This window comes from Mycobacterium sp. (assembly GCF_035633495.1).
GTDB lineage: Bacteria > Actinomycetota > Actinomycetes > Mycobacteriales > Mycobacteriaceae > Mycobacterium.
Window position 1 is genome coordinate 76,118 of the sequence record NZ_DASQEU010000077.1, and the last position, 21,598, is coordinate 97,715.

Genomic DNA, 21,598 nt, shown 5'->3' on the forward strand with positions numbered 1-21,598 from the left:
CTACTAAGTGAGCGAATTCGATGTGCTGTGTGCCAATGACGCCGATCTCGCCGAGCTCCGCTCGGGGGTCCGGGCGTTCCTGGCTGCCGACCGCGACTCCTTCGGGTGGACGCCCGCGGTGGACTGCTGGCTGTCCAGCTGGGACACCGAGTTCAGCATCCGGCTCGCCGAGGCCGGCTTCATCGGGCTGACCATCCCCGTCGAATACGGCGGACGGGTACCGGCCAACGGGACCGGTTATCTGCACCGCTACGTGGTGACCGAGGAACTGTTGGCTCACGGTGCTCCGGTGGGCGCGCATTGGATCGCCGACCGCCAGGTGGCACCCGGCCTGTTGGCGTACGGGACCGAGGAGCAGCGGCAGCGCCTTCTGCCGCTCATCGCCGCCGGGCGTCTGTACTCCGCGATAGGCATGAGCGAGCACGGCGCGGGCTCGGACCTCGCAGCCGTCCAGTCCAGGGCGACGCGCACCGACGATGGATGGGTGCTCAACGGCACCAAGGTGTGGACGAGCGGGGCGCACCTCGCCCATCAGGTCGTCGTGCTGGCCCGCACCAGACCGCTGGACCCCGACCATCGTCACGCCGGCTTCAGTCAGTTCATCGTGCCGACCGACCTGCCGGGCATCACCATAAGCCCGATCGTGTTGATGAACGGCGAGCACCACTTCAATGAGGTGTTGTTCGACGACGTCCGGCTCACCGATGATGACGTGCTCGGCGAGATCGGTGCGGGCTGGCACCAGGTCACCTCCGAGTTGGGCTTCGAACGCAGTGGGCCCGAACGCTTTCTGTCCACGGCGACGATGCTGTTCGAGATCGTCGCGGCGCTGCGCCGCCGGGACGTCGATGACCGGACCGCCGCGGACGTCGGCGATCTGGTGGCCCGGATGATCTCGCTGCGCCAGCTGTCGGTGTCGGTGGCGCGGGCCTTGACCGCGGGACAGGACGCCAACACCCAGGCAGCTCTGGTCAAGGATGTCGGCACCCGGTTCGAGCAGGAGTCCGTCGAGCGGGCCGCCGACCTGATCGACGGCGTCGACGGGCCCGAAGGTGCGCGTCTGCGTGCGCTGTTGGACGCCGCACGGGTGCACTCACCGCTGTTCACCCTGCGCGGCGGCACAAACGAGGTTCTGCGCGGCCTGATCGCCAAGGCGGCCACGTGAACGACGAGTTGAGGCAGCTGATCGAGGAGATCGGACGGCGGTCGTACGACGCGCGCGTTGGACATCACGGCCTACCCGAAAGGTTCGACGAAGACCTGTGGCGCGTCTTGGAGACCTCCGGGTTGACGAGGCTGACCAGTGCGCAGGGCGCCGATCCGGCCGAGTCCGCCGTCGTCCTCGGCGGCTTGGCTCGGTACGCGGCGGCCGTGCCGATCGCCGAAACCGATGTGCTTGCCGCGTGGTTGGCCGGCACGGCGGACCTCGTGGTGCCCGATGACGGCCCCTTGACGGTGGCGATCGCCGACGTCGAACCGCGTGGCGGACGGATCGCCGGAACCGCCGTCGACGTGCCGTGGCCCGCGGTGGGATCGGTCGTGCTGGCCGCGCGTTCAGCCGACGCGACGTTCGTCGCACTGCTCGATCGAGGTCCGGCGGCGACGACGTACAACCTGGCGGGCGAGCCACGCGGAGAAGTGCCGTTCGATCTGTCCGTGGACGACGTCAACCGACTCCCCCGCAGCGTCGGCGACGAACTTCAGCGCCGAGGCGCGTGGGCGCGGTGCGTCCAGATCGTCGGTTCCTTCGATGCGGCGGTACACCTGACGGCCGCGCACACCCGGGAACGCGTACAGTTCGGCCGGCCGCTCAGCGCGTTCCAGGCCGTTCAGCATTCCCTGGCCGCGATGATCGGCGAAGTCGAACGAAGCCGCGCAGCAACGGCTTTGGCCGTCGCCGCAGCCAACGACCATGGCTTCGAGAGTCCGCGCGCCGACTTCGCGGTGACGGTCGCCAAGGTGGCGGTGGGCCGTGCCGTCGGCCCGGTGACCACGATCGCGCACCAACTGCACGGCGCCATCGGCGTCACCGCCGAGCACCCGCTCTGGCTGGCCACGATGCGGGCGCGGAGTTGGGCCGACGAGTTCGGCACCACGGGGCAGCACGCCACCCGCCTCGGCCGGATGGCGCTGGCCGCCGAGGATGCGTGGAGCCTCGTCGTCGGCTCCTAGTCATGAATTCATGTTGCGACCTCAATCGCGGTTCAGGTCAACATCACACAACTTCTGTGATGCGGACAATTGGGCGGTACGCGCCGGGACCGGCACTATGGTGTGTTGTGATCAAATTAACGTCGACGACATTTGTCGCCTTCGCGGCGGCCCTGATCGGCGTGGGGTCTCTGCTTTCCTCGGTGTCGGTGGCCGCTCCGCGCGCCTCGGCGGCGCCGCCGAGCATCTCGACGTCCGTGATACCGCTGTCGAGCCAGTGGCGCGCCTGCGACGGCACGCTCCTCAAATGGGTCCCCGCGGTCGGCTACGCCCGCGCGACGGCCCACATGGGGGCCGACTCCGGCAGCATCGTCACCACCATCGACATGGCCACCGCGACGCCCACCACCCACTATGACGTGCGCGTCATCCAGATTCCGCGTTCGCCGATGGGCTGCGCGGCGGGTGCTCCAGGCGTCCTCGTCGGCGGTTTGCAGACCGACGCGGCAGGCGTCGGCAGCACGACGTTCCAGGGTCCCGTCCAATCGGGTGCGACCGGGGCCTGGGTCATCGTCGAACGGCCATCCGCGTCCTCGCAGACACCCGCCGAGTTCTACTCGTCGGGTTTCGCAATCTCCTTCTAGCCTCCGCGATTACCGCGTCCGCACCCGCCCCGGGTAGGCTGGAACTAGAACACGTTCCATTCTGCAGGGGGCATCGTGAACGCGGACGACATCAGCCGTCCGAGGTCGTACCAAGCGAGTCACCAAGTGGGACCCGGGACTCACCGAACGGGTGATGGCGTGGATCCGCCCGCTGATCAAGGGCTACCACCGCTCCGAGGTACTCGGACTCGACGACTTCCCGCCGGGCGGCGCACTGGTGGTCGGCAATCATTCGGGTGGGCTGTTCGCCATGGACGTGCCGGTGTTCGCGACGGGCTTCTACGAGAAGTTCGGCTTCGACCGGCCGGTCTACACGCTGAGCCACGACATCATCTTCACCGGCCCGACCGGCGACTTCTTCCGCAGGACCGGCTTCATCCCGGCCAACCACGAGAATGCCGACGAGGCGCTGCGCTCCGGCGGTGTCGTCGTCGTGTTCCCCGGTGGTGACTACGACGTCTACCGTCCGACCCTGTCCGAGAACAAGATCGACTTCGACGGCCGCACCGGCTACGTGCGGGCCGCGCTGAACGCCGGCGTGCCGATCATGCCCTCGGTGTCGATCGGCGGACAGGAGGCGCAACTGTTCCTGTCCCGCGGCGAGTGGATGGCCAAGACACTGCGGCTCGACAAGCTGTTGCGCGTGAAGATCCTGCCGATCTCCTTCGTCTTCCCGTTCGGCCTGTCGGCCGTGCTCCCGGTGAACGTTCCGCTGCCGACGAAGATCGTCACGCGAGTGCTGCCGCCGATCGACATCGTGGCCGAGTTCGGCGAGGATCCCGACGTCGACGAGGTCGACGCGCACGTCCGCCACGTCATGCAACACGCTCTCGACGAACTGGCCGCGGAACGACGTCTTGACGTGCTTGGCTGACCACCGTGGCCATCACCGACCAACTCACCGGCACACTCGGCCTGTTGACCACGATGGCGCGGGCCAGCGTCATCGCTCCGCTGCGGCCGGACAAATATCTGCGGATCGCCGCGGCCATGGCCCGCGAGAACATGGGCATCACTTCGGGTTTCGCGAGTGCGGCCCAGCGCTGCCCCGACCGGCCCGGCCTGGTGGACGAGCTCGGCACGCTGACGTGGCGCGACATCGACCAGCGCGCCGATGCCTTCGCGGCCGCGTTGCAGGACATGCCCGGCGGTGCCCCGTGCGTCATCGGGATCATGGCGCGCAACCACCGTGGCTTCGTCGAGTCGCTGATCGCCGCCAACCGGATCGGCGCGGACGTCCTGCTGCTCAACACGTCCTTCGCGGGACCGGCACTCGCCGAGGTGGTTTCGCGCGAGCACGTCGATGCCGTCGTCTGCGACGAGGAGTTCACCCCGACCGTCGACCGGGCCCTGGCCGACAGCCCAGACACCGTCCGGATCGTCGCCTGGACCGACACCTCCGGAGCGCAGGAGCTCACCGTCGAGACGATGATCGGCGAGCACATCGGCAGCCACCCCGGCGCGCCGAAGCCAGGTCCAGGGTGATCCTGCTGACATCCGGGACGACGGGAACACCCAAGGGCACCAGCCACTCTGGCGGCAGCCCAATGACCCTCAAGGGCATTCTCGACCGAACCCCCTGGCACGCCGAGGAAGTCACGGTCGTCGTCGCACCGATGTTTCACGCCTGGGCTTCTCGCAGTTGGTGTTCCCGGCGACGATGGCGTGTACGGTCGTCACCCGGCGGAAGTTCGATCCGGAAGCCACGCTCGCGCTCGTCGACCGGCACCAACCCACCGGATTGTGCGTCTTCCCAGTCATGTTCGACCGGATCATGACCCTGCCCGGACGACGTGCTCTCGCGTTACAGCGGCCACTCGCTCCGGTTCGCCGCCGCATCGGGTTCCCGCATGCGGCCCGACGTCGTCACCAGCTTCATGGACCGGTTCGTCATCTACAACAACTACAACGCCACCGAAGCGGGCATGATCGCCACCGCGACGCCCGCCGACCTGCGCGCGGCGCCGGACGCCGCTGGCAGACCCGCCGAGGGCACCGACATCCGGATCCTCGACGCCGACGGCCGCGAGGTGCCCACTGGCGACGTGGGCACCACCTTCGTGCGCAACTCCACGCAGTTCGACGGCTACACCTCCGGTGCCACCAAGGACTTCCACGACGACTACATGTCCAGCGGCGACGTCGATTAGGTCGATGCGACCCGCCGGTTGTAGGTGGTGGGCCGCGACGACGAGATGATCGTCTCGGGGGGCGAGAACGTCTATCCCATCGAGGTGGAGACCACGCTGGCGGCGCACCCGGAGGTCACCGAGGCGTCCGTCCGGCGCGGTGGTGTGCTCCGCACGTCATGGGCGCGACGCCAGTACGTCAAGAAGACCGACATCGTCCGATACGGCCCACATCGGGCCAATGTCGCCGACATCTGGCACCGAGCCGACCTCCCGCTCGACGGGAAGGCGCCCGTACTGCTGCAGGTGCCGGGCGGTGCGTGGGCGATCGGAATGCGACGTCCGCAGGCGTACCCGCTGATGACCCACATGACCGAACGCGGCTGGATCTGCGTGTCGATGGCCTATCGGGTGAGCCCGCGCAACACCTGGCCTGCCCACATCGTCGACGTGAAGCGCGCGCTGGCCTGGGTGAAGGAGAACATCGCCGACTACGACGGCGACCCCGACGTTCTTCGTCCTGCACGGAACGGACGACTCCATCATTCCGGTCATCGAAGGCCGGGAGTTCGCCGACGCGCTCGAGCAGAAGTCCGACGACACCGTCGTCTACGCAGAGATTCCGCACGCGCAGCACGCATTCGACTTCTTTGGCTCACCACACGGGCATTACACCGCGATCGCGGTGGGCCACTTCCTCGATTGGGTGAAGGCCAAGCGCGGCTAGGGCAGGACAGTGTGCATCAGCATGACGTTGTACGCCGACCACAGCGACAGGTTGTAGTACAGCTCCTTGCCCGTCGACCAGGGATGCAGGTATGGCGCATAGATGCCGCCGGGAAACTCACCGGACGTCACCAGCACCTGCTCGGGGCTCCATGGTCCCTGCGGCGCCGGCGCCGTCCTCATCACGACGTCGTTGGCTCCGTTGCAGTAGAGCGCCAGGTACTGCTTGAAATAAGTGTTGTACTGGGCCGACATCTCGCCCACCGGGCCGGGGATCACCGGCGTCGCAGCCGCCGGACTTCCCGGGACCCAGGATCCGTCGTCGGCGTTCCAGTACTCGTACTTCGTGAGGTCGGGGATGAGCCCCGGCGACACCCGCGCCACGTAAGCCGATCCACCGCGCCCGTTCGGCGTCCCGAACGTGTACAGGTAGGGATCACCGGGCCCGGGCTTGAGGAACGCCCCCATCTGAAACTTCTCGTTGCCCGCTCCGGGAGTGCGGATGGTTCCCGGGTAGACGCCCCAGGTCTCGCCGTTGTCGGGGGACATCGCAATCGCCGAGTAGTTCGTCGACCACGCGCCGTTGGCGTCCCAACTTCTGATGGACATGAAGTTGAGGTACTGGTTTCTCCCGACCGCGACGCCTGCGGTCGGGATGATGCCCGTCTCCTGCGGCGCCTGTCCGATGGTGTTGATGACCTGCTTGGAGATGCCCGGCCGCCATACCGGTGAACCGGAATACTTATTGGAGACAACGCCGTTGGGCACCGCGACCGTCTTGGCCAGAGAACGGTCCTGGCTGCGGAACAGCGTGTTGTACCGCCACTGCTTGCCGGGGATGCCGCAGTAGCCGTTCGTGTCGCCGAAGGCCATGAGCACCTGATTGTTGGCGGGGTCGCCGTTGTCCCACATGATCCCGAGGTCGGTCCCGGTGACGGCGAACCGCTTGATGGTTTCGTTCGGACTGTCCGGCCCCGTCACCCATCCGACGAGCGATGTCCCCGGAGGCGCGGTGGACACCGGCGCGGGCGCGGCCACCGGGGCGGGGGCGGGCTGAGCCGCAGCCGGTTGCTGCGGGGTGGCCGCGCCCGCGGGGTTGGGCGAGGGCACGACCGCCGCTTGCTGCCGTACCGGCGCGGCGGGCGGAGTGAGCGCCTTGAGGAGGGCAGGCAGCAGTCCCAGTTTCGGAAGCGGGGCTGCGTCATTCGCCCCGACGGGTTTGTGCCCGATCGGGCGGTTGAACGGCGAAATGCCTGACGGACTGGGGATCTCGAACGCTTGACCGGGCAGCGGCTGGGCCGCCGCCGCTGCACCCTCACACGGCTCGGCACTCGCCGGTGGCGCGACGCCGACGACGACGCAGAGTCCGATGGCGGCCGCCGATGCCACCGATGCGGATGCGATTCGACGACGCGGCGACATGTCACACCTTTCACAGGGGACGTCGCGTTGACGTCGGCAACTGGCAGATGTGACGATAGTGACCAGTGGGACGGTGGTGCCCAGTGCGTGACGGCTTGGTACGCATCCGTGACCGTGTCGCAACCAAATCGGTTTCCCCAGCGCACGGTCGCGGCACCGGACTACGGGGCCATCACACCTTCCACGACGGTGAGGCCTCGGAAAGCCCTGCGGCACGCCGAGTTTCGATGAACGCCTCGACCATCGCGTCGGTCAGCTCGTGCGCATCCTCGAGCGTGGCCCCGTCGGACAACGCCGAGATGTTCAGTTGATCGACGTAGCTCCACACCGTGATGTTGAGCCCGGAACCGGTCGTGAGCGGACCCACCGAGTAGATCTCGGTCACCAACGCGCCGCCGACACGGCCGTGCTCACGAGGGCCGGGCACGTTGGAGATGGGTAGATTGAGCACCTTGTTCTGGCCGTCCGTGTTGGCCAGCCAGCGAAACATCGCCTCGGCGGGGGCAGGCAGAAAGTACGCCGACCACCCTCTCACCAATACGGACCCATCAAGTGGTGCGTCTCCTTGGCGGACACCGCGGCGTCGTGCACCGCCTGCACCCGCTCGAGCGGATCCTCCATCTCCACGGGAAGCGTCATCATGACACCCGTGAAGCAATTCCCCGAAATGCGATCGCGCGAGAAGTCGAAACTCACTGGGACGGAAGCCAACAGCGGATGGTCGGCTCGGCCGTCGTACTTCTCCAGAAGCCGCCGCAGCGCCCCGGCCGAAATCGCGGGCACCATGTCGTTGATGGTGACACCCAGATGCTTGCCGGTCTCCTTGACGTCGGCGAGCGCCAACGTGGCGGTGGCGAACCTGCGCGTCCCGTCGACCATGTGGTTCATGAAGCTGGGCGGCGGGGTGAACGGACGGGTCAGTTACGGACCAACTTGCGTGAACTCTTGCGCACCCGACTCATCCCCTGTGCGGTGTACCGCATCACGCCCGGCAGCCGTCCGATCTGGCGCAGGTGATCACCGAAGGCCGTCCGGACGAGTTCCGACTTGGTGGGCGCGGGATCGGTGGCGTAGGAATCCCGGTCGTCGGGAGCCGTCTGAAGATCCATCCCCCGCGCCATCAGATTGGCCGACGCGACACCATCGGCCAGCGCGTGGTGGATCTTGCCGAGCACGGCGATACGGCCGTTGGCGAGGCCCTCGATGAAGTACATCTTCCACAGCGGCTTGCTGCGATCCAACGGCGTGCTGGCGATCTTGCCGACCGCATCGTCGAGTTGGCGCCGGCCACCGGGGCTGTCCACCCGGTACGGACGGATGCGGTATTCGAGGTCGACCTCGCAGTTCTCCCGCCACATCGGGTGGTGGAACTTGAGGGGGATGTCGACCAGTTCGTAGCGGAAGGGGTCGAGCTTGTAGAGCCTCCCGTGGATCACCTTGCGGAAGTCGTCGACGCCGAACGTCCGGCCCCCGAGCTCGTCGAGCGCGATCACCGCCAGCTTCAGCGTGTGCATGTGCACGGACGGCGTTTCGCTGTACAGGAGTACCGCGTCCCATCCGCTTAGCCTCTTCACGCGGCTATATAACTTCCCTTGCCCCGACCATCGTCTGGTTTCGATGAACTTCGTTGAGGAACAAGCCAATCGCCGTGGCCATCGAACCGGTGCGGGCCCCGTCGGTCATGTCGAAAGCGTGTCCGGCGCCCGGCAACTCCACGTAGCCGACGACCGAGCGCGACTCGCTCCGCAGCTTCTCGACGAAGTCCCGTGCCTGCTGCACCGGGATGATGGTGTCAGCGCTGCCGTGGATGACGAGGAATGGCGGCGCGTCGGCATGCGTGCGGGCGATCGGCGAGGCCTTGCGGTAGATCTCGGGGTGCCTGGAGATTCGGCGCTTGACCACGACTCGTTCCAGGAAGTCGACGAACCGCACCCGCTCGACGGACGAGCGGTCCTCCCAGTCGTAGCGGCCGTAGATGCCGACGACGGCGTCCACCGAGGTGTCGGACCCTTCGGGCAGATCGGCCTGCGCCTCGGGATCGTTCGGCGTCAGTCCGGCCAGCGCGGCGAGGTGTCCACCGGCCGAACAGCCAGCCAGCGCAACGAAATTGCGGTCACCACCGAATCTGTCCACGTTGGCGCGAGCCCACGCAACCGCCGTCTTGACGTCGGTGAGGTGCTGAGGCCACGGATGATTGGGAGCGACGCGGTAGTCGATCGAGAGACAGACCCAGCCCATCTCGGCCAGATGGGACATCAGCGCATAGCCCTGGAGGATCCGGCTTCCGTGCACCCAAGCGCCACCCGGTACGAACAGCAGCACCGGTGCCGGTTGGGCAGGAAGCTCCTTCGGCCGCCACACGTCGAGCAGTTGAGATGGGCTGTCGCCGTAGCGAACCGACGTCCGGTAGACCTTGCGCCGGTGCTCCAGCGCCTTCCAGACGGGCGGGGTGCGGTCGGGCGCCGGCCAATCGATGTCGAGTGCCTTCGCGGGTATCACCCCACGCAGCGCTTCTTCGGCAACGGCGTTGGTGACGTCGCGCTCTCGCTTCTTCACCTCGCCGATGCCGGGCGTCAACCATGACTTCACTGCGGCGCTCACGAAGCTCGGTGTCTGCCGGACGCCCCAGATGCTCATCGCCGTGGCGCCACCGAGGGGTTCGAGGTACTTGCCGACCAGGGGCAACGACGTCGCCGCAACGCTGATCGCCAGCATGTGGTCGGCGGGACCCGCTCTGAGTAGCCAGCGCAACCGGGTGGTCTTCGTCGGTCCGGGGTACCGGGTATCCGGTCGTGCCGTCATTGCGCGAGAGTACCCCGGTTACCCGCGGGTACACGACACCTGCGGAAAGTTGTCTACCAATCGCACCTCCACGGTGGTTTAGTCGATGTCGTGGGTAACTCAGCGCTAGCGATCACCGACGAACACCGCGAACTCGCCGAAGCGGCGAACGGCCAGCTCAGCCGTCTGCAGAGTCGGACTGCAGCAAGAGGAACACTCGCCGGCGAGTCGAACCACCCCGCCACCCTGTGGTCGGCCGCGGTGGCCGTCGGCTGGGCCGGGCTGGCGATCGGCGAGGAGTACCGCGGGTCCGGCTTCGGCCTGTCCGAGTTGGCCGTCGTACTGGAGGCGCAGGGCCGCGAACTCTGCCCGGGCCCCTTCCTGCCGAGCATGTCGGCCGCGGTGGTGATCGACCGCTGCGGGACGGATGCCCTCAGGGCGCAACTACTGCCCGGGCTGGCCGACGGCAGCGTGATTGGCGCCCTCGGACTATCCGGCAGCATCACCGTCGGGTCGGACCTTACGGTGACGGGCGAGAGTCCCGCCGTCCTCGGTGCGCCGGACGCGAGCGTCCTCGTCGTCGTGGCGGGGGATGACGTCGTCATCCTCGACTCGGAGGCCGACGGTGTCACGATGACCTCTCTTTCCTCGCTGGACACCACCCGCAGCGTCGGTTCGGTGGCGCTGCGCAACGTGACAGTCGCCGAGGAGCGCGTGCTTCGCGGCGCCGTCCGCCGGGCGCGCACCGTATTCCGCACCCTGGCGGCCGCCGAAGCCGTCGGAATCAGTTGGGCCACCTTGGAAATGGCGGTGGAGTACGCCAAGGTGCGCGAACAGTTCGGCCGCACCATCGGTACGTTCCAAGCGGTCAAGCACCACGCCGCCAACATGCTCGTCAACGCCGAGGAGACCACGGCGGCGACGTGGGATGCCGCACGGGCCGACGATCTGGACGGCGCATGGTTCGCAGCAGCGGTGGCCGCGTCACATGCGATTCGTTCTCAGATCGTCAACGCAGAGTGCAACATTCAGTTGCACGGCGGCATCGGCTTCACCTGGGAGCACGACGCGCACCTGTACCTGCGCCGAGCACGCACGCTTGCGGCGATCATGGCCGACGGGGCTGATCCTCTCGTCGACGTCGTCGAGGGACAGCGCAGCGGGCACGCCCACGGTGCATCCTTCACGCTGCCCGGCGAGGCCGAGCAGTTCCGTGCGTCCGCCCGCGACGCCGTCGCCACCTGGAAGTCCCTTCCCGCCGAGCAGCAACGCGACTTCCTGGTCGACTCTGGTTATCTGGTGCCGCACTGGCCGAAGCCGTGGGGCCGGGATGCCGGAGTGTTGGAGCAATTGGTGATCGAGGAGGAGTTCAAGGCGGTCGATCGTGCCGACATGGGCATCACCGGCTGGGTCACGCTGACCATCGCCCAGGCGGGCAACGACGATCAGCGCGAACGCTGGGTCGAACCGGTGCTGCGCGGCGAGGTGATGTGGTGCCAGCTGTTCTCCGAACCCGGCGCCGGCTCCGATGCCGCCGCGGTGCGCACGTCCGCCAAGAAGGTCGACGGCGGCTGGCTGATCAACGGCCAGAAGGTGTGGACCAGCCTGGCGCAGCAGTGCCAGTGGGGGCTGGCGACGGTACGCACCGATCCCGGCGCGGCCAAGCACGCGGGCGTCACGATGGTGGCGATCGACATGAAGGCGCCTGGGGTGACGATCAATCCGCTGAAGGGCATCACCGGTCACGCCCACTTCAACGAGGTCTTCCTGGATGACGTCTTCGTCCCCGATTCCGATGTGGTCGGCGACGTGAACCGCGGCTGGTTGGTGGCCCGCGCGACACTCGGCAACGAGCGCATCTCGATCGGTGGTGGTTCGTCGGCATCCACGGGGTTCACGGTGGACGATCTGGTCAAGCTGCTCGACGGCGGGCCCGCCGAGACCGCGGCGGCCCACGTACGGCGGGTGGGCGAGGTGATCGCCGAGGCCCACACGTTGCGGCTGCTCAACCTGAGGCGGGTCACCCGCGCCATCGCGGGCGCCGAGCCAGGACCCGAGGGGAACGTGACCAAGCTGCTGCTGGCCGAACAGTTGCAGCGACTGACCGGGTTGGGGATGGAACTGGCCGGATCCGCCGCCGCCGTCGGACAGACCCCGGGGCTGACGACGACCTATCTGGGCAACCGCGCGATGACGATCGCGGGCGGCACGTCGGAGATCACCCGCAACACGATCGCCGAGCGCATCCTCGGCCTCCCGCGGGATCCCCTGTTGAAGTAGTGACGAATCGTGCGCTCGAGACACGGTATGACGTTGAAGCTGGTCACGGTACGGCCGCAGACGTGGCGTGACCTTCCCGGCTGTGCCAAGCTCTATGTCCGTGACGAGCAAATTCGGCGAGGTAACCGATGCGGAAAGCGGGTACGTGCCGACACTGCGACAGGCCGGGTAGGCGGTGACGGACCCCCGCGCGTCCGCGCCCGCCGGCAAGGGTGCTCCCGACCTCGCGTCGGTTCTCGCCGCGCTCGAGGACCGGTGCTCGGGCGCCGACGGCGACGCCGAACGTCGGCTGGCCCGGGCGCACCGGCGAGGGATTCTCACCCTGGTGATGGTCGTCCTGCTCGTCGGCGGCGTAATCCAATTGTTCACCTCCACCCCGGAAACCAGAGCGCCGGCCGACGGCGGCAGCCGCGCAAGCATCGTGTTCAGCAACGCGGGGACCGGTACGTGCCTGAGCTGGCCCCCGGACGCACCCGACAAGCCATCCTTCGTCCAGTGCCGCTCCGACCACATGTTCGAGGTTGCGAAGCCCGTCGACATGAACGGCTTCGGGGAGCCCTGCCAGCTCGCGGTGCGCGAGTATCTCGGCACTCGCTATGACCCCAACAGCCGGTTCACCATCAGTGTGCTCTGGGCGGGCGACGCCGACGGCGCCATCGCCGGTAGCCGAAACCTGTTGTGCGGACTTCAACTTCTCGGCCCCGAGGGCAAGCCCATCCCCTTCCAGGGCCGCATCGTCGAACTCGATCAGTCGAAGGTCTGGCCGGCGGGCACCTGCCTCGACATCGATTCGTCCAACCGCTCGACGGACATTCCCGTCGACTGCTCGGCCCCGCACGGCCTCGAGGTCACCGGCGCCGTCAGTCTCGCCGAACGATTCCCTGGGGCCCTGTCGTCCGACGCGGACCAGCGCGCGTTCATCGGCGCCGCCTGCACCCGGGTCGCCGACGCCTACCTGGCGCCCGGCACCCTGGCGACAACTGGACTGATCCTCGGCTACGAGCCGGTGTCCCCCGCGAGTTGGGCGGCGGGCAGCAGGCAGGTGTCGTGCAGCGTCGGCAAGCCCGCCGAGCAAGGCTGGACCCCCACCACGGGGAGCGTCAGAACCCTGTCGCCCGCGGATCTTCCGCCCCCTGCGGCGCCACCGCCCAGTACGTCGAACGCGCCGCGACCGCCGCCACCCGTCTACGAGGAGCCTCTGATTCCGGTGGGTCCGCTGCCCACCGAAGTGCCACCGCCCGCCCCGCCGCCTCCGCCCACGACCACCGCCACGACGGCGACGCCAACGGCGACGCCCGCCGAACCGCCGCCGGCCCTGGGCCCGCCGCCGGGACCCGCGACTCCACCCAGCGAGACCAGTACCGGCCCCACGCCCGGGCTTCTGGAGATCCCTGGCCTTCCGCCGATCACGCTGCCCGGCTACATTCCGCCTGAGCCCGCACCGCCGGCCGCTTGAGCAAGGCTGCCCGTCGCAACTAGCGCAGCGCCGCCCTTCCGCGAATGCGGCCCAAGCCCACCAGCGCCACCAGGGTGACCAACAGCAGGATCGTGGTGCACGCAGCCGCCTGGAAGGCCTGTCCGCGGTCGGTGAGCGCGAAGATCGTGACGGGAAGCGTCTTCCACGTCGCGGGATAGACCATCACCGTGGCGCCGAGCTCGCCCATCGACAGCGCGACCGCAAGCCCTGCGGCAGCGCCTAGCGCCGGCAGCAGAAGCGGCAGCGTGATTCGCGTCAGCACCCGAACCGGCCCTGCGCCGAGGGATTCCGCGGCTTGCCGATAGGCCGGGTCGAGCCGATCCAGGGCCGCCGAGACCGCGCTGAACGAGAAGGCCAGGACCAGGATGGCGTGAGCGAGGATCACGATCCATCGGGTGCCACCGAGTAGCAACGGCTGAGAGTTGAAGGCGATGAGCAGGCCGAGCCCGATCGCCACCGACGGCACGGCGATGGGCAGGTGGAACACTGCATCGGTGATACGGCTCAGCCAGGTCGGCGATTCGCGCGACGCGAGCGCCGCCCACGCGCCGAGCGCCAGGGCTAGGCCGCCCGCGATGAATGCGGTCTGCAGGCTGACGGACAGGCTCGCCAGGTTCTCACCGGACAGGGCGTCGGCGAAGTGGGTGAAGCCAAGTTGCGAAGGGAGAGCGCCGGTCCAGGAGCCCGCAAGTCCCGCAAGCGCCACGGTGGCAAGTGGCGCGACGAAGACGACGAAGACGACGGCGCCGAAGACGCACAGGATGGCGGCCCTACCGCGCCGGGTCCACAACAACATCCGTGCCTCCCCTTTCTCGCTGGGTCATCACGCGGGCGAAGACCACGCGGTAGGCGGTGTAGAGGGCGAGCGAAAGCGCGATCTGCACGGTCGCGATCACGGCCGCCCCCGGCAGGTCGAACGTCACGATCCCGCGGGTGTAGATCAGGACCGGCAGAGTGGTGACGCCCTTCGCGCCGGTGAACAACACGATGCCGAACTCGTTGAGCGTCAACAACAAGACCAAGCTGCCGCCTGCCATCAGAGCGGGCCACGCCTCGGGCATCACCACCGAGCGGAGCACCCGAAGCGGAGACGCGCCGAGGCTGGCCGCGACGTCGAGCTGCGCTCTCGGCAACGTCGAGAAGGATGCTAGCAAGGGCCGGATGACGAAGGGGGTGAAGAACGTGATTTCCGCTGCGATCACCCCCGCCGGGGTGTAGAGGAAGTCCAGGACGGGCGCTCCGTCGCCAGCGATACCGGCCATCGCGGCGTTGACCGCGCCTGCGGTGCCGTAGAGGAATGTGAAGGCCAAGGTGATGAGAAAGGACGGCAGCGCGAGGACGGTGTCGATGAGGCGCCCGACGAGGCGGCTGCCGGGGAACGGCACGAAGGCCAGGACGATGGCCAGGAATGTGCCGAGTACCAGGCACCCGACGGTCGACGTCACGGCGATGGCGACGGTGCGCCACAGCGCACCGCGGAAGGCCTCCGACGAGAGCACCCTGGCCCATGTCGACCAACCGCGTCCGGTTTCACCGACTTTCGTCGACTCGAGGCACACCCGGATCAGCGGATACACCGCGACCAGCACGACGATCACCAACGGTGGGACGGCCCACCACGCGGCCAACGACCGCGGCGGGGTTGATCGCTCCGGCGCCTCCGACGTGGGCTCGAGAAGTGTCGTCACGACGTGGCCTGCACCAGCACACCGGCGGGTTCGGGGAACCGCAGCCCGATCTCGGCCCCGATGTCGTACGTCGTCGCACCGGGTACGTCGACGTCGATCAGCTGGTCGGGCAACCCGTGAACCGACAGCACCAGGCGGGTGTTGGCGCCGCGCCAGACGGCGGCGTTCACCCTGGCGCGCAGAGCGTCTCGATCACCGAGGCCGACGACCTTCACGGCATGGGGTCGAATGCACAACAGCGCCTTGGACTCCGGCGCCCAGTCGATCCGGCCGACGGCGGGCTGTGGCGCATCTGCACTGACCGTCTTGTGCGCGACGGTGACGAGTGCCGACGTCCCGATGACGCGCCCGACCGTGCACGGGATCAAGTTGGCACCGCCGAGAAACGCGGCCGTGAAGCTGCTGGGTGGCCGCTTCCAGAGGTTTTCGGCGGTATCGACGTCCATCAGCCGGGCGTCGTTCATCACCACGATCCGGTCAGCGAGCGCGAGGGCCTCGCTCTGGTCGTGCGTGACGTACAACATCGCCGTGTCGGGCAGCGCCTCCTTGAGCCTCTGTAGCTCCGCCAGCATCGACTGCCGAAGCTGAGCGTCCAGGGCAGCCAATGGTTCGTCGAGGAGAAGTACCTTCGGTCGGATGGCTAGAGCTCTGGCAATGGCGATGCGCTGCTGCTGTCCACCGGAAAGTTCACGCGGCAAACGCTTTTCGTACGCCGACATGCCCACCATGTCCAACGCCTCGGCAACTCGGGAGGCGATCTCCCCGCGCGGCACCCGCTGTGACTTCAGTCCGAAGGCGACGTTGTCGGCCACCCGCATGTGCGGGAACAGGGCATAGGCCTGCAGTACCACTCCGATCCCCCGCTTGGCCGGCGGAAGGTCGGTGACGTCGCGACCCGCCAGTCGGACCGTTCCCGTCGTCGGGCGGACGAAGCCGGCCAGCGCGTTGAGCGCAGTGGACTTGCCCGAGCCACTGGGCCCTAGGAGGGCGACCGTTTCGCCTGCCGCGACGCGGAGGTTGAAGTCGATCAGCGCACTGGTCGCCTTCTTGCCACGGCCGTACGTCACACCGACACGGTCGAACATGATTGCGGGCGTTGCACCTTCCGTCGTGCCGCGGTCGCGGTTGCCGACCGCGGCCTTCGTTCGCGGTGACATCACCCGGGTCGCTTCGCTCCTGCCCACCGGATCCCCGATCTCGGTCATGCTCAGCTACCGGTGGCCTTCTGATACGCGGCGACGTCGGCATCGAGATCCGTCAGCACGGCATTCCAGTCCGGCACCCATACCTCGACGTCCTTCAGCACGGCCGACGGGGTGTTCGGTCCGGCCGCTTGCTCCGAAGACGAGGCGAGTGAGTCGAGCACGGGGATACCCAGCGCGTCAGGCGCCACGGTCTTCTGCACGTCCTCCGACACCAGGAAGGCCAACAACTTCTTGGCGCCATCGGCGTGCGGGGCACCCTTGGTGACACCGCCGACGTACGGCACCGAGACGGTGGTCCTCTTGCCGTCGGCGGCCGCGGGAATGAAGACGTTGAACTTGGACCCGTCGTCCTTGATCGAACCGAGATTCATCTGCACGTCGCCGTTCGCCACCAGCAGTTCGCCGTTGCTCACCTTCGGCTGTAACTTGCCGGTGGACGAGGAGGGACCGACGTTGTTCGCCTGCAGCTTGCCCAGGTAGTCCAGCGCCCCCGGCTTGCCCATCAGATGTTGCAGCAGAATCAGCACCGCGGTGCCGTCACCAGCCTGGCCCGGCGTCGAATACTGAAGCTTGCCCTTGTATTCCGGCGCCAACAGGTCGTTCCAGGTCACGGGCTGCGGGTTGGCGCCAGGGTTGGCGATGAAGCTGAGCGCGTTGTTCACGACCGGCAGGTAGTTGCCGCCTGGGCCGACCTGTTCGGCCGCGATACCGCTGGTGTCGACACCACTTGGCTGCAGCAATCCCGACTCGTCCGCCTTCTGGATGAACGGTGGAAGCGTGACGAGCAGATCGGCCTGCGGGTTGGACTGTTCCTTCTCGACGCGCGACACCACCTCGCCGGAACCGGCTTCCACGAGGTTGACGTTGATGCCGGTGCTATTGGTGAAGGCATCGAACTGGGTCTTGTACCAGGTGGCGAGCCCATCGGCGCTGTATACCGTGACGGTCTCACCACTTCCCGAGCCCGAGGACCCGGTACCTCCACACGCGGTGATCGTGACGGCCAGCGCGGCGGCGGACAATGCCGCCAAGGCCTTGCGAAGATTCATGATTCAGTCCTTGGGTTGGTTGTTGAGGATCAGGTCGGCGAACTCGGAGACGGTCGGAACCACGTGGGTGGCGCCTGCGTCGTGCAACCGTTTCTCATCGTGGGCACCGGTGAGAGTGCCTGCGGCGATGGCACATCCGGCCCGCAGGGCGCTGTCGACGTCGTTGCTGGTGTCGCCGAGGGCGGCGACGTTGCCGACACCATCGGCGTGCAGTCGCATCAGCGCGGTCAGGATGAGGTCCGGGTAGGGGCGGCCGCGCACTCCGCCGCCGGGGGCCAGCACGAGGTCGGCGATGGACTGCCAGCCGAGCGCGGCGAGCAGCTTCTCCTGCGTAGCGCCGCTGAAGCCCGTGGTGAGCGCGACCTTGACGCCGGCGTCGCGAAGGCGGGTGATGGTCTCAGCCGCGCCGTCGATCGGCATGGCGTGTCCGTCGTCGATCGCCGCCTCGTAGGCATTCTCGAACGCGGCGTTGGCTTGCTGCGCAAGTTCCTCGGTGCCGAACAGCGCCCGGAAGACGACGATCTTGGACTGGCCCATCGTGTCGAGCACGTACTGGCGGGCGCGCTCTCGCTCGGCGCCGTCGGCGGGCATGCCCACCGCCGTCGCGGCGGCCTCGAACGAGCTGACCACCAGACCGTCGTCGGCGACGGTGGTGCCTGCCATGTCGACAACGGCTACTTGGATGTGATTGTGGGTCAAGGACATTCCCTTCAGAGCTCGATCAGTTCGGCGGTCTGTTCGGCGATGGCCGGCCCGAGTGTCATACCGCGTCCACCTGGACCGGTGATCACCCAGACCCCGTCGCCAACCGCGGTGCGGGATACCAGCTGGCCGGGATCGACACACTGGCTGTACACGCCCGCCCAGCGGCGACGGATGGCCGGAAGCGGGCGGCCCAAGAATTCCTCGACCAGGGCAACCAGGTAGTCGTACGGCGCATCGTCGACGTCGAAGGCGAACGGTTCGTCGTACTCGTGGGTGTCGCCGATGGTGAGCCCACCGTGCAGACGCTGCACGCAGAGCAGTTGCATCCGCCCCTCGGCGGCGACCTGGTCCTGAGGCTCGTCGTCCCGCATCTCATCCAGCGCGCTACCCGCGAAACCCGGGTAGTAGCGGAAGCTGTCACCGTCGGCGATCGCGGTGGTGAGCGGTTCGTCGAGGGGGTCGGTCTGCATCATCTGCAGCCGGACGCGCCGCACTGGCAGGTCACCGGCGATCTCGCGGGTCAGGCCGCCGTGAGCCGCACCGGGGCAGATCAGCACCAGATCGCCTTCGTAGCACCTACCGCGGTCGTCGCGCACCATGGTGCCGGCGACGGACCGCACCTCGGTCCCCGGCACGAACACGTACCGTCCCGTCGCCTCGAGGTAGGCCCGGATGGCCGGCATCGCCTGCCGGGATTCCACGGCACCGTCTCGCGAACAGAGCAGTGCGGCGAGGAACTTCCCGCGCAGCGCAGGATTGATCTCCCGCGCGCGGTCCGGTTCGAGCAGTTCGAAGCCGCGCGCCCCAGCGTCGGCACGGGCGACGACCTGCTCGGCGACGGCGATCTCACGGGGCGTGCGCAGCAGGGTCAGAGAACCGGCGGGCCGAAATCCGACGCCGGGAATCTGCGTGCCGATCCGCTCCCACAATTCGCGGGACCTCAGGGCTGCGGCGAGTTCGTGCTCGGCACGACCGGAGACCCAGACCAGCCCGAAGTTGCGCACGGTCGCGCCGCGCGCCTCCGCTTCGCGCTCCAATTGCGTGACGTGATGGCCGCGCTGGACCGCCTCGAGTGCGTGGGCGGTTCCAAGGATCCCGCCGCCGACGATCGTGACGCGCATGTTCAGTGACCATTCATACTCCGGGATACGGCCCGCACAAGCGCCGGTGATGCGCACCGGAACAGCAGCTGAACAATTGGTATAGACCAATTGGGGTATTCTGCAACCGATGCCCGTTCTCGCGGAAACCGCCGCTCTGCTGTCTTCGCTGCGTGACGTGTGGGACGAGGAGGCCGTCGACGAACTCGACCACGCCCTGCAGTCGGCCGCCCGCGCCATCGACGACGGAGCCGACGACGAACTGGTACTCGCCGCCGCGCTACACGACCTCGCGCATAGCCCGATGTTCGACGCGTTGGCGGCCCAACGACACGACGAGACCGCCCGGCTATGGCTGACACCGCGGTTCGGCGAGCGTGTCGGATGGCTCGCGGGCCATCACGTCGCCGCCAAGAAGTACCTCGTCGCCACCGAGCCCGGTTACGAATCTGCACTCACGCCGACCTCCGTGCTGTCGCTGGAGGCTCAAGGCGGAGCCGAGATGGACGCTGCTCTCCTCGTACACCCATGGTGGCCCGACGCATTACGGCTCCGGCGCTATGACGACGACGCCAAGGATCCAGCGGCCCGGCTGAACGGCAAGACTGCGACAATCGCCGACGTGCTGGCGATCGCGGAACGAGTTATCCGGCAACGGTGGTCGCCGTGAGCAAGCCATACGCGATCCGCACCGCGCTGGAGGAGATCCTCGACGGCCTCGTCGAAGGCGACGCCTTCCCGCCGGAACGGGAGCTGGCCGTGCGCTTCGGCGTCGCCCGCGAAACCGTCAGGCAGGCGCTGCACGAACTGTTGGTCGAGGGCCGCATCGAACGCCGAGGTCGAGGCACGGTGGTGTCGAAACCGAAACTTGTTCAACCACTTTCACTCAGGTCCTACACCGAGGGCGCACTCCGCATGGGCCGCAAACCCGGCCGCCTCCTGATCACCTGGGAGGACGTCGCGGCCGCGTCGGACCTGGCCGCAGCCCTCGACCTCACCGAAGGGGCCCCGGTCATACACCTCGAGCGGGTGCTACTCGCCGACGGGCAACGCATCGGGCTGGAGAGCACGTACCTGTCCAAGCATCGCTTCGGGCAGTTCACCGCGACGTTCGATCCGACGACGTCGCTGTACGCGGCGATCCGCGCGACGGGAGTCCGATTCGGCTTGGCTGTCGAACGCGTGGAGACGGTCCTGGCCTCCCCGCGGGAGGCGGGGCTGCTGGAGTCGACGACCGCGATGCCCATGCTGCGCCTCAACCGACGATCCCTCGACACCGCGAACCGGCCGATCGAAGTGGTCAGGTCCCTGTATCGGGGTGACCGGGTGGCGTTCGAGGCGCTTCTCAACGACCGGGACTGACCAGGTCGGTAGTGTCGGTCGGGTGCCCGACTTTCATCCCGACCTGAAGCGCGCCGCGCGGCTCATCCCCCGCGCCATGATCACCCCAAACTCGTTGCCGGTGTTCCGAGTCGCCTCGCGTCTGTTGGACCGCCGCACCCCGGCCGACGTCGAGGTACTGACGCTCGCCTCGGGGGTCGGGGTCCGCCTGCATCGTCCACCGAACGCAGCGGCGAACGGCCCTGCCCTGCTGTGGATTCACGGTGGCGGTTACGTCATCGGGAGCGCGGCCCAGGACGACATCATCTGCCGCCGCTTCGCCCGTGAACTGGGCGTCACGGTCGCCGCCGTCGACTACCGCCTCGCGCCCGAACACCCGTATCCGATCCCGCTCGAGGACTGCTACGGCGCGCTCACCTGGCTGGCCGGGCTGCCCTCCGTCGACTCCTCCCTCGTCGCGGTAGGCGGCGCGAGCGCCGGCGGGGGCCTTGCCGCTGCGCTGGCGCTGCTGGCCCGCGACAGAGGTGAGGTCGACGTAGCGGCGCAAGTGCTGGTGTATCCGATGCTCGACGACCGTTCCGGTACGCGGGAAGGCCTCGACGACCACCGCCACCGGATGTGGACGCAGAAGTCGAACGTCTACGGCTGGTCCAGCTACCTGGGAGACGCCGATCCGAACGTCGCGGTGCCCGCGCGCAACCCCGATCTCAGCGGGCTACCACCCGCCTGGGTTGGCGTCGGCACGAACGACCTGTTCCACGACGAGGACCTCGCCTACGCCGAAAGCTTGACGGCGGCCGGGGTGCCGTGCGAGGTCGAGGTCGTGCCGGGCGCGTTTCACGGATTCGACGGCGCGGTGCCGAAAGCTTCTGTGTCACA

Annotated in this window: 18 protein-coding genes and 3 pseudogenes; 12 read left to right on the forward strand and 9 right to left on the reverse strand. The window is 67.8% G+C overall.

Annotation, left to right across the window (positions count from 1 at the left end; translation table 11 throughout):
- Nucleotides 1-7: 7 nt before the first annotated feature.
- From VET27_RS12330 to VET27_RS12360, 7 genes and pseudogenes are all read left to right on the forward strand, one after another.
- Complete coding sequence (locus VET27_RS12330; RefSeq protein WP_526518422.1) at nt 8-1,165, forward strand: acyl-CoA dehydrogenase family protein; 1,158 nt, start codon at nt 8-10, stop codon at nt 1,163-1,165.
- Complete coding sequence (locus tag VET27_RS12335; protein ID WP_526518425.1) at nt 1,162-2,172, forward strand: acyl-CoA dehydrogenase family protein; 1,011 nt, start codon at nt 1,162-1,164, stop codon at nt 2,170-2,172. The genes VET27_RS12330 and VET27_RS12335 overlap by 4 nt, the downstream gene beginning before the upstream one ends.
- 107 nt (nt 2,173-2,279) lie before the next feature.
- Nucleotides 2,280-2,795: a hypothetical protein gene (locus tag VET27_RS12340; RefSeq protein WP_526518427.1), complete on the forward strand. Its 516-nt coding sequence runs from the start codon at nt 2,280-2,282 to the stop codon at nt 2,793-2,795.
- Nucleotides 2,796-2,949: 154 nt separating this feature from the next.
- Complete coding sequence (locus VET27_RS12345; protein ID WP_526518429.1) at nt 2,950-3,690, forward strand: 1-acyl-sn-glycerol-3-phosphate acyltransferase; 741 nt, start codon at nt 2,950-2,952, stop codon at nt 3,688-3,690.
- A 53-nt stretch (nt 3,691-3,743) separates the two neighbouring features.
- Nucleotides 3,744-5,098, forward strand: a pseudogene (locus VET27_RS12350) (class I adenylate-forming enzyme family protein); the annotation flags it as partial.
- Nucleotides 5,099-5,278: 180 nt separating this feature from the next.
- Nucleotides 5,279-5,395: pseudogene (locus VET27_RS12355) on the forward strand (hypothetical protein); the annotation flags it as partial.
- A 103-nt stretch (nt 5,396-5,498) separates the two neighbouring features.
- Entirely contained in the window at nt 5,499-5,672 is a 174-nt protein-coding gene (locus VET27_RS12360) for a hypothetical protein (protein WP_526518464.1), read from the forward strand.
- Here VET27_RS12360 and VET27_RS12365 read toward each other — a convergent pair.
- The 3 genes and pseudogenes from VET27_RS12365 to VET27_RS12375 all read right to left on the reverse strand — a co-directional run bounded on the left by VET27_RS12365 (nt 5,669) and on the right by VET27_RS12375 (nt 9,895).
- On the reverse strand, nt 5,669-7,093 hold the full coding sequence (locus tag VET27_RS12365) for a DUF4185 domain-containing protein (RefSeq protein ID WP_526518431.1): 1,425 nt from the start codon (nt 7,091-7,093) through the stop codon (nt 5,669-5,671). The genes VET27_RS12360 and VET27_RS12365 overlap by 4 nt on opposite strands.
- A 161-nt stretch (nt 7,094-7,254) precedes the next feature.
- Nucleotides 7,255-8,667, reverse strand: a pseudogene (locus tag VET27_RS12370) (WS/DGAT/MGAT family O-acyltransferase).
- A gap of 4 nt (nt 8,668-8,671) precedes the next feature.
- Nucleotides 8,672-9,895, reverse strand: coding sequence for an alpha/beta hydrolase (locus VET27_RS12375; RefSeq protein ID WP_526518433.1), 1,224 nt, complete (start codon nt 9,893-9,895; stop codon nt 8,672-8,674).
- 90 nt (nt 9,896-9,985) lie between these two features.
- Between VET27_RS12375 and VET27_RS12380 the strand changes: the two genes are divergently transcribed.
- Both VET27_RS12380 and VET27_RS12385 read left to right on the forward strand, forming a co-directional pair.
- Nucleotides 9,986-12,154 carry an acyl-CoA dehydrogenase family protein gene (locus VET27_RS12380; RefSeq protein ID WP_526518435.1) on the forward strand — a complete coding sequence of 723 codons (2,169 nt, stop codon included), beginning with the start codon at nt 9,986-9,988 and terminating at the stop codon, nt 12,152-12,154.
- A gap of 175 nt (nt 12,155-12,329) precedes the next feature.
- Nucleotides 12,330-13,610 carry a septum formation family protein gene (locus VET27_RS12385; RefSeq protein WP_526518437.1) on the forward strand — a complete coding sequence of 427 codons (1,281 nt, stop codon included), beginning with the start codon at nt 12,330-12,332 and terminating at the stop codon, nt 13,608-13,610.
- Nucleotides 13,611-13,629: 19 nt separating this feature from the next.
- Here the strand turns inward: VET27_RS12385 and VET27_RS12390 are convergent, their stop codons facing one another.
- The 6 genes from VET27_RS12390 to VET27_RS12415 are packed head-to-tail and all read right to left on the reverse strand — an operon-like array spanning nt 13,630 to nt 19,399.
- A complete protein-coding gene (locus VET27_RS12390) occupies nt 13,630-14,427 on the reverse strand; it encodes an ABC transporter permease (protein WP_526518439.1) in 798 nt (265 codons plus the stop codon).
- Nucleotides 14,402-15,319: a 2-aminoethylphosphonate ABC transporter permease subunit gene (locus VET27_RS12395; RefSeq protein WP_526518442.1), complete on the reverse strand. Its 918-nt coding sequence runs from the start codon at nt 15,317-15,319 to the stop codon at nt 14,402-14,404. Before VET27_RS12395 ends, VET27_RS12390 begins: the two co-directional genes overlap by 26 nt.
- Nucleotides 15,316-16,476, reverse strand: a complete 1,161-nt coding sequence (locus VET27_RS12400) for an ABC transporter ATP-binding protein (protein ID WP_526518466.1) — start codon at nt 16,474-16,476, stop codon at nt 15,316-15,318. Before VET27_RS12400 ends, VET27_RS12395 begins: the two co-directional genes overlap by 4 nt.
- Nucleotides 16,477-16,526: 50 nt before the next feature.
- Nucleotides 16,527-17,573, reverse strand: a complete 1,047-nt coding sequence (locus tag VET27_RS12405) for a 2-aminoethylphosphonate ABC transporter substrate-binding protein (RefSeq protein WP_526518444.1) — start codon at nt 17,571-17,573, stop codon at nt 16,527-16,529.
- Between the two features lie 3 nt (nt 17,574-17,576).
- Nucleotides 17,577-18,278 (reverse strand): phosphonatase-like hydrolase, encoded by a 702-nt coding sequence (locus VET27_RS12410; protein ID WP_526518446.1) that lies wholly within the window; start codon nt 18,276-18,278, stop codon nt 17,577-17,579.
- Between the two features lie 5 nt (nt 18,279-18,283).
- A complete protein-coding gene (locus tag VET27_RS12415; protein ID WP_526518448.1) occupies nt 18,284-19,399 on the reverse strand; it encodes a TIGR03364 family FAD-dependent oxidoreductase in 1,116 nt (371 codons plus the stop codon).
- Between the two features lie 109 nt (nt 19,400-19,508).
- Between VET27_RS12415 and VET27_RS12420 the strand changes: the two genes are divergently transcribed.
- The 3 genes from VET27_RS12420 to VET27_RS12430 all read left to right on the forward strand — a co-directional run.
- Nucleotides 19,509-20,048, forward strand: coding sequence for an HD family phosphohydrolase (locus VET27_RS12420; protein ID WP_526518450.1), 540 nt, complete (start codon nt 19,509-19,511; stop codon nt 20,046-20,048).
- A complete protein-coding gene (locus VET27_RS12425; protein WP_526518452.1) occupies nt 20,036-20,740 on the forward strand; it encodes a GntR family transcriptional regulator in 705 nt (234 codons plus the stop codon). Before VET27_RS12420 ends, VET27_RS12425 begins: the two co-directional genes overlap by 13 nt.
- Nucleotides 20,741-20,816: 76 nt before the next feature.
- Nucleotides 20,817-21,598, forward strand: a 782-nt coding sequence (locus VET27_RS12430; protein WP_526518469.1) for an alpha/beta hydrolase, incomplete at its 3' end; no start/stop codon positions are given.

Excerpts from the sequence above, each read along its gene's own strand:
- VET27_RS12345 (WP_526518429.1), top strand. The coding sequence starts at position 2,950 with ATGGCGTGGATCCGCCCGCTGATCAAGGGCTACCACCGCTCCGAGGTA.
- VET27_RS12365 (WP_526518431.1), bottom strand. The coding sequence starts at position 7,093 with ATGTCGCCGCGTCGTCGAATCGCATCCGCATCGGTGGCATCGGCGGCC.
- VET27_RS12375 (WP_526518433.1), bottom strand. The coding sequence starts at position 9,895 with ATGACGGCACGACCGGATACCCGGTACCCCGGACCGACGAAGACCACC.
- VET27_RS12390 (WP_526518439.1), bottom strand. The coding sequence starts at position 14,427 with ATGTTGTTGTGGACCCGGCGCGGTAGGGCCGCCATCCTGTGCGTCTTC.
- VET27_RS12400 (WP_526518466.1), bottom strand. The coding sequence starts at position 16,476 with ATGTCACCGCGAACGAAGGCCGCGGTCGGCAACCGCGACCGCGGCACG.
- VET27_RS12405 (WP_526518444.1), bottom strand. The coding sequence starts at position 17,573 with ATGAATCTTCGCAAGGCCTTGGCGGCATTGTCCGCCGCCGCGCTGGCC.
- VET27_RS12410 (WP_526518446.1), bottom strand. The coding sequence starts at position 18,278 with ATGTCCTTGACCCACAATCACATCCAAGTAGCCGTTGTCGACATGGCA.
- VET27_RS12415 (WP_526518448.1), bottom strand. The coding sequence starts at position 19,399 with ATGCGCGTCACGATCGTCGGCGGCGGGATCCTTGGAACCGCCCACGCA.
- VET27_RS12420 (WP_526518450.1), top strand. The coding sequence starts at position 19,509 with ATGCCCGTTCTCGCGGAAACCGCCGCTCTGCTGTCTTCGCTGCGTGAC.